The organism is Pelistega indica (assembly GCF_000506865.1).
GTDB lineage: Bacteria > Pseudomonadota > Gammaproteobacteria > Burkholderiales > Burkholderiaceae_B > Taylorella > Taylorella indica.
The window spans coordinates 1-2,752 of the sequence record NZ_AYSV01000041.1; the positions used below are offsets into that span (position 1 = coordinate 1).

5 protein-coding genes are annotated in these 2,752 nt (G+C 35.6%); all 5 read right to left on the reverse strand.

The window, feature by feature from the left end; genetic code table 11:
* Window positions 1-237 precede the first annotated feature (237 nt).
* Complete coding sequence (locus tag V757_RS28345) at window positions 238-438, reverse strand: hypothetical protein (protein ID WP_147628837.1); 201 nt, start codon at window positions 436-438, stop codon at window positions 238-240.
* Window positions 419-811 (reverse strand): hypothetical protein, encoded by a 393-nt coding sequence (locus V757_RS18005; RefSeq protein ID WP_023949748.1) that lies wholly within the window; start codon window positions 809-811, stop codon window positions 419-421. The genes V757_RS28345 and V757_RS18005 overlap by 20 nt, the downstream gene beginning before the upstream one ends.
* Before the next feature lie 221 nt (window positions 812-1,032).
* A complete protein-coding gene (locus V757_RS0113410; protein ID WP_147628838.1) occupies window positions 1,033-1,431 on the reverse strand; it encodes a hypothetical protein in 399 nt (132 codons plus the stop codon).
* A gap of 190 nt (window positions 1,432-1,621) precedes the next feature.
* Window positions 1,622-2,170: a hypothetical protein gene (locus tag V757_RS18010; RefSeq protein ID WP_023949751.1), complete on the reverse strand. Its 549-nt coding sequence runs from the start codon at window positions 2,168-2,170 to the stop codon at window positions 1,622-1,624.
* 18 nt (window positions 2,171-2,188) lie between these two features.
* Window positions 2,189-2,752, reverse strand: a 564-nt coding sequence (locus V757_RS0113415; RefSeq protein WP_031274185.1) for an RHS repeat-associated core domain-containing protein, incomplete at its 5' end; no start/stop codon positions are given.

The following is a 2,752-nucleotide window of genomic DNA, read 5'->3' on the forward strand; positions in this document are numbered from 1 at the left end:
TCTCCAAGGTCTTCGTTTCCCACCTTCTATTGGTTTACCAGTATTAGCATCCAAAAAGCGCCCTTTCACAACCCTTGCTTTATCTTCAACAGCCTTGCGTGTAGACTTTCTAATATACGGTCTGTGCAGCCACCCCCACGGATCGACCCACTCCACCTCTTGGGCTTGGTTCAGCAACAGTTGCGGCGTGCCTATCTGGTCACATACATAGTGATACTTGCTCTTGAACGCAACCTACTAGGTTGTAGTGATGTGTTGGGTTGTCTTGCGAGCCAAATTCTCAATAAATTTTAATGAACGAACCTCGGAAACATGTTCCAAATAAATTGTCTTAACACCACTTCGTCCTACCTTAGCAGATAATCCATAGCAATCATCAAGTATGACATAGGGAAAGGCGGTATTAATTAAGCGGTTGTTAGAAAAAAAGTGCCACATCAGCATTACCATAATCAATAATAGCAAAATCACTATGTCTAATCTTCATCCCTCTACCATGCTCTATGTCTTCTGATACCCAAAACTGAAGTCCAAACACCAAATCTTCTTCATCTAGTTCTGACAAAATATTTATACGCAATAATTGCCCTTCAACGCTAGGAAGTTCTTCTTTGATTCTAGCTTTCGCAGGGTCCAACCATATCCCTGATTGATCTATAAAATGCCATATTCTAAGTTGATTCTCCTCACTAATTGCCTGATAAGCAGAATCTAAATCATCCGAAATACTTAAAAATATTTGCTTCTTTTCCAGAGGAAAATCAATTAACATTTCAAAATCATTGCTCTCATTCAAAATTATTGACTGCATATATCACCTTTTAAATAATCAAATTGCACACGTAACTTTATTTAATTCATCTGCCATCTTTTTAGCTTCACTTGTTTCATATTTGACACCATGATAATTTTCAAATTCACTCACTGAACCACTGTGTGGGAAAGCCTCCTCCACTTGCTAGGCTATACGTCGCCCAAACGCATCATAGAGGTACTCCTACTCCGTGCGTAAGCTATCCCTTACAACTATCCTTAATCCCTGTTAACCAATTGGCAACAGTGATATCTGTATACTATCGTCATAGATAAGTACCAGACATCAGTTGGCAACCAAGCGTCTTTGATAAATTTTTGAATATTTTCAGATTTAATAAAAAGGACATTGTCTGAGCTTTTATCGTAGAACAAGTAATCTTCGTTTTCAAAGTTAAACAATGAATAATAATTACATGGCAGATTCAACTGATTTCTTAAAATAACTGTTAGACTTTTACTAAAATCCCTAACTTCATACGCAAATGGGTACAGCGCTCCAATTTTCCCTGTAATTTCATCATTATATTGAGTCCAAAACATAACAAAGTCACCATTGCTCCCATCAAAACCCAACTCCAGAAACTTTAATTTATAGTCCTCTTCGTATTTTGGCAAAACTTTACCCAATTTTTATCTAAAAATTTAATAAATTTTTCACAAATATTTGTAAGTCTTTTTTAAATTAAAAAAATTAATTTGATTTTTGTCTACGGCTGTTTATTGTTTTTTTCTGGAGTCAACATTTAAAAGCACATTGAAGAGTATGGCATTGATTAAATCCCGTTAAATCAAAAAGTTGAATAAATTATTGTTTAACCTCCCGAAAATCAATTTTTAAACCTTGATTTTCTACCTGTTGTTTAAACAACTCTGTAAATCCTACAATATTTTGTCTGGATGTGTTTTTAACACAATAAACAGTATTGTGAATCTCTTTCATAAATACTGGCGTTTCTACAAAAGGCTCATCTTCATCCCCTAACCACTCATCATATTCTGATTTCTCTTCATTTAAAATACTTTGAATGTTAATTATTTTCCCAATATAACAATTAATGATTTCATTACCTACCATTAGCTCTGCTTCAAAAAACTGCATTTCGTCTTTGAGTAGAAGATTCATTTTTTCATAAAAATCAGTAGAAAACACCAACAGACTATCTATGCTGTCATATTTATCAGTAAGTTTAATATTCTTAGTATTAAAACCTTCCTGTCCCCTAAATTTAGGCTTTGTATTTAATTCGCCTTCATCATATAAGAAATAAAATTTTATCTCCGTTCTATCGCGATTCATCAGCTCTATGTAAGCCTCTGAATTAAGCAGTTTACTGTAAATGGAATATAACTTCATTCTTGACTCCTTGTTCATTCAAATAGGGGATGCACAACTGTACTTGCCAGTATTAAATCCTTTTCTAAGTTTATTTTGAAGTGTTTTAACTTCTTCATCTATACGACCTTGTGACCATTTTTCACGAACAGCCTTATCCTGTAATCTATCGAGCATAGCCTTAACTTTTTCATTATATTCACGATGCTCTACCGTCCATCCTCTATGCAATCCTTTTTGAGGATTTGGATCTATACCTCTATTAACTGGCAGATACATCATATTTGTAGCATTATTTATTGATCTCCCAGAAGCTTGAAAGAATGGGTGGTTTCTTAAAGAGTAAGGTATTAGATGCTGTCTTTGATATCCTTGTATAGAAGGCATCCAACTTGGCATTCTTGAAAGGCCAAAAGGATCGACCCACTCCACCGGGTTCGGCGCATACTGGTACACATTTATCCCTCCCATCAAGCCGATCGGGTCTTGGCTGATAAAGCGTCCTAGCTCTGGGTCATAATACCTAAACGTATTATAATGTAGCTCACTCTCCTCATCATAGTACTGCCCTTGGAAACGGTGGTTATTCACCACACCCTCTGA